Here is a 4358-nt window from a genome sequence, read left to right as displayed (position 1 = left end):
GGTCGGGGACGGTGAGCGGCGGCAGGGGGAGGGCCGGTGCCGCTGGCACCGGCCCTCCCCCTGCCGCCGCTCACCGTCCCCGACCTCCGGGCGCCCCGTCAGGACTTCCCCCCGTTCGGGGCGTTCCTCGCCTCGGACGCCCGTGGCGTGGCCCGCATGGAGGAGCTGAGCCGCTGGCTGGGCGGCGCCGAGCTGCGCGTCGGACACACCTACCTGCCCGGCAACCACTGGAGCGACATCGAGGGCCGCGTCAGCTTCCTCGAGGACTGGGCGCGCTGGCGCAACGAGAAGGACGACCGGATGCTCGTCCTCAACGTCCCCCTGCAGGAGCGCAACGAGGAGGGCGTCCCCGACGCCGAGGTGCGGCAGCTGCTGCGGCGGGGCGCCGCCGGGGAGTTCGACCACCACTTCCGCGCGCTCGCCGAGCGGCTGGTCGAGCTGAAGGTGCCGGACACGATCCTGGTGCTCGGCTGGGAGATGAACGGCGCCACCTACACCCACCGGTGCGGGCCCGACCCGGAGTCCTGGAAGAAGTACTGGAACCGGATCGTCGCCACGATGCGCGCGGTGCCGGGCCAGGAATTCCGGTTCGACTTCGCGCCGAGCCGCGGCCGGGACGCCGTTCCCTGGACGCAGTGCTATCCGGGGGACGGCACGGTCGACATCATCGGCATGGACTCCTACGACCAGCCGTCCGGAATGTCGTTCGACGAACAGGTGAAGGAGCCCTACGGACTCCAGGCGCACGTGGATTTCGCGAAAGCCCACGGCAAGCCGATCTCTTATCCCGAATGGGGGCTCTTCCGCAACGGTGACAATCCCGAGTACATGCGGCGCATGCTCGAGTGGATGGACGAGCAGCGGCCGCTGTACAACACGGTGACCGACTACTGCCCGCACGGTGTGTGGCAGTGCGGCGACCACCCCGAGTCGTCCCGCGTCTACCGGTCCGTCCTCTCCGGCCGCTCGACCGAACCGGCCCCGGAGCCCACTCCCACCCCCACTGCCACACCGCCCGTGTCCACCGTTCCGCTGTCCCCGGAGAACTGCTCGCCGCTGGAGCTGGGCACCTGGGTGGAGTACTGGCTCGGCGGGAAGCTCTGCCTCCCCTTCAACTGGTGGTCGAGCGGTACGTCCTGACGCCGGACCGGCCGGGTGCACCGCCGTCACCGCTGCCCGTGCGCGTCGGCGGCGGTGGCCGGGCCCGGCACCGAGGCGGCCGGCACGGCGTCCTCGTCCCGGCCGGGCCGCCTCGGCCGGACCAGCAGGACCAGACCGCCCAGCAGCCCGCCGGCGCTCGCACCGACCAGCGTGGTCACCGCCGCCGACGCGGACGCCGGCCCGCCCGGTTTCACCGCGCGCGAGAACTGCACGAGCCGGACCTGGGTGCTGCCCTTGGTGTCCTCCGCGTGCCGGGTCAGCGCGCGGGAGACCGCGTTGGCCATGTCGACGGCGAGGTCGGGCCGCGCGGAGGTGGCCGTGACGGCGACCATCGGCGCGTCCGGTGAGGTCGCCGCGCGGACGCTGTCCCGCAGCGTCCGCACCGGCACGCCGGCCCACACCTGTGCGTCGCCGAGCACCGCGAGCTGGGTGGCCACCCGGCCGTACGCCTGCGCGAAACCGCGGGCGGCCTCCGGGGGCGCCTTGTCCGTCGGCACGGCGACGACGTAACTGGTGGCCGTGTACACCGGGGGTGTGAGCAGCCCGTACGCGCCTCCGCACAGACCGCCGGCCAGGATGCCCGCCGCGAGCGCGGACCAGGCCGGCAGGCTCCTGACACGGGCCAGGGAAGGAGCCAGGGACGGACGGCGCCGACGGATCGGTGTGTCGGTCATGAAGGATGTGCTTCCTGTCGAGGTGCGAGGGACGGCGACGTGCCGGAGACGGCTGCCGCGTACACGTCCATGAGGCGGGCTGTGCTGCGGGTGATGCTGTAGTGGTGCGCGACGCCGGGCGCCGTGCGCGGCCCGGGGCCCGCCGCGCGGACCTCGGTGATCGCACGGGCGTACGCCTCGGGGCCGCCGTGCACCCGCCGGGCGCCGACGGTGGCCGCCGCGGGCAGGTCCTCGATCGCCGGGCAGGAGGCGTAGAGCACGGGCAGGCCCGACGCCAGCGCCTCCACGGCCGCCAGGCCGAAGGCCTCCTCCGCGGACGGGGAGGCGAGCAGGTCCATCGCCGAGGTGAGCGAGGGCAGGTCGGGGCCCGGGGAGCCGTCGGGGACGCAGGGGCGTTCGCCGGTGAACAGGACCCGGCCGGACACACCGGCCTCGTGGGCCGTGCGGCGCAGCACGTGTTCCTCGGGGCCGCCGCCCACCAGCAGCAGCCAGTGGTCCTCCGGGAGCCGGGCCAGCGCGTGCACGAGGACGTCGAACCGCTTGCCCCGGACGAGACGGCCGACACCGCCGACGACGAACGCCCCCTCGGGCAGACCGAGGCGACGGCGGGTGAGCTCCCGCCGTTCGGGGTCGAAGCGGAAACGCTCCAGGTCGATGCCGTTGGGCACGACCTCGATGCGCGGCGCGGGCACGCCCCAGCGCTTCAGGCGCTCGGCCACCGCCTCGGAGACGGCGACCGTCGCCGAGCCGAGCCGTTCGCTGGCGAGGTACAGCGCGCGCACCCCCGCCGTCAGCCTGCGGCCCTCCATCTGCGAGTCGCCCAGGGAGTGCTCGGTGGCGACGACCGCGCGGACCCCGGCGACGCGCGCGGCGAGTCGGCCGTAGACGCAGGCCCGGTACAGGTGCGTGTGCACCAGGTCGTAGCCGCCGGCGCGGATCAGCCGGACCAGGCGCGGCAACGCGGCCAGGTCGCGGTTGCCGCCCATGCCGAGGTGCACGACGCGGACGCCGTCGGCGGTGAGGCCGTCGGCGACCGCGCCGGGATTGGTGAGCGTCACCACGTCGCAGTCGGCGGGCAGGTGACGCAGCAGCAGCCGCAGCTGCTGCTCGGCCCCGCCGACGCCGAGACCGGTGATGACGTGCAGCACCCTCAGATCGGACGCCCCCATCTCACACCCCCTCCACCGGGCGCCGGCGCAGCCGGTGCAGCCGGTACTTGAGGTGCAGGCGCCACGCCGTGTCGTTCTGGCCGACGTGCGCGCGCGGCAGGGCGTGCGGGCCGGTCAGCGGGCCGGGGTCGATGGCGCAGGCGTAGGCGTAGCCCGCCTCCCGCACGGCCTCGACGGCGCGGGCGTCGATCGTGCCGTACGGGTAGCAGAAACCGTCGACCCGGGCGCCGGTCAACTCCGCGATCCGTGCGCGGCTTTCGGTGACCTCGGTCTTCAGGGTCACGTCGTCCGCCCGGGTGAGGTCGACGTGCGTCAGCCCGTGCGAGCCGATCTCCACGCCCTCGGCGGCCGCGTGCCGGATGCCGTCCGCGGTCAGCAGCGGCTTGCGCGGGCCGAGCGGGTCCCAGGCGTTGTCGCCGCCGAGCCGCCCGGGCAGCACGAAGAGGGTGGCGCCGCAGCCCCAGCGGTGCAGCAGCGGCAGGGCGTCGGTGACGAAGTCGGCGTACCCGTCGTCGAAGGTGAGCCCGACCAGGTCCCGCCCCTCGCCCCGGGCGCGGGCGGCGAGCAGTTCGGCCACGGACACGCCCCGCAGCCCGCGCCGGCGCAGCCAGGCCAGCTGCCCCGCGAGCCGCTCGGGGGTGACGGTGATGCGGTACGGATCGTCCGAGCAGTCGCCCACCGAGTGGTACATCGCCACCCACGGGACGGGGCCCGGACGGCGCGGGGCGGGGAGGGCGCCGTGGGCGGCGGATTCAACGGAAGCGGCCATGTGCGAGCCTTCGTGTGACGGTGCGGACGGAGCGCAGTGCGGATGCGGAGCCCTGGACCCCCAGGGCCAGACAGAGGACGGCGAAGACGACGGTCACGGTCAGGCAGCCCGCCGCGAGGCCCGCCGCCGGCGAGGAGGGCCGGCCCGCGGCGAACGCCCCGGCGGCGGTGGCGGCGGCCGCGGCGAGCACGGGCCCGCCCAGCCCGGCCAGGACCCGCCGGACGCGGACCGAGACACCGGGGGAGCCGGCGCGCCGGGCGGTGCGCAGCCCGACCAGCAGCAGGGCGGCGGTGACGGTGATGCCGAAGGCGTTGGCGGCGGCGATCCCCGCCACCCCCCAGTGGCCCACGGTCACGGCGCCGATCAGGGAGGTGGCGACGACGCCCACGGCCATCACGCCGAAGGGGTACCAGCTCGGCAGGCCCGTCGAGAAGTACGAGCGGATCAGGGCGCCCACCAGGGTCTGGCCCAGCAGCCCGAGCGCGTACACCCGCATGACGTCCGCCGTCGCGGTGGTGTCGCCAGCGGTGAACTCGCCCCGCAGATGATCGAACTGCTCTTCCAGCGGGGCGAGTTCACCGCTGG

At 74.9% G+C, this 4358-nt stretch carries 4 protein-coding genes and 1 pseudogene; 1 reads left to right on the top strand and 4 read right to left on the bottom strand.

Annotated elements, in window-relative coordinates:
- Nucleotides 1–33: 33 nt before the first annotated feature.
- Nucleotides 34–1140: pseudogene (locus tag B7L92_RS07900) on the top strand (glycoside hydrolase family 26 protein); the annotation flags it as partial.
- A gap of 26 nt (nt 1141–1166) precedes the next feature.
- Here B7L92_RS07900 and B7L92_RS07895 read toward each other — a convergent pair.
- The 4 genes from B7L92_RS07895 to B7L92_RS07880 form a co-directional block, all read right to left on the bottom strand.
- Nucleotides 1167–1835: a YveK family protein gene (locus tag B7L92_RS07895; protein ID WP_081236742.1), complete on the bottom strand. Its 669-nt coding sequence runs from the start codon at nt 1833–1835 to the stop codon at nt 1167–1169.
- A complete protein-coding gene (locus B7L92_RS07890) occupies nt 1832–3004 on the bottom strand; it encodes a glycosyltransferase (protein WP_081236741.1) in 1173 nt (390 codons plus the stop codon). The genes B7L92_RS07895 and B7L92_RS07890 overlap by 4 nt, the downstream gene beginning before the upstream one ends.
- Nucleotide 3005: 1 nt before the next feature.
- A complete protein-coding gene (locus B7L92_RS07885; protein WP_081236740.1) occupies nt 3006–3773 on the bottom strand; it encodes a polysaccharide deacetylase family protein in 768 nt (255 codons plus the stop codon).
- A partial coding sequence (locus B7L92_RS07880) for a lipid II flippase MurJ (RefSeq protein WP_304364698.1) occupies nt 3757–4358 on the bottom strand: 602 nt, incomplete at its 5' end. The genes B7L92_RS07880 and B7L92_RS07885, both read right to left, overlap by 17 nt.

This window comes from Streptomyces viridosporus (genome assembly GCF_002078235.1).
In the GTDB taxonomy this organism is placed as follows: Bacteria; Actinomycetota; Actinomycetes; order Streptomycetales; family Streptomycetaceae; genus Streptomyces; species Streptomyces viridosporus.
The sequence above is the reverse complement of the archived record's forward strand: the minus strand, read 5'-3'. Positions and strand labels throughout refer to the sequence as shown.

Coding starts and splice junctions, on each gene's coding strand:
- B7L92_RS07890 (WP_081236741.1), bottom strand. CDS start 3,004: ATGGGGGCGTCCGATCTGAGGGTGCTGCACGTCATCACCGGTCTCGGC.
- B7L92_RS07885 (WP_081236740.1), bottom strand. CDS start 3,773: ATGGCCGCTTCCGTTGAATCCGCCGCCCACGGCGCCCTCCCCGCCCCG.
- B7L92_RS07895 (WP_081236742.1), bottom strand. CDS start 1,835: ATGACCGACACACCGATCCGTCGGCGCCGTCCGTCCCTGGCTCCTTCC.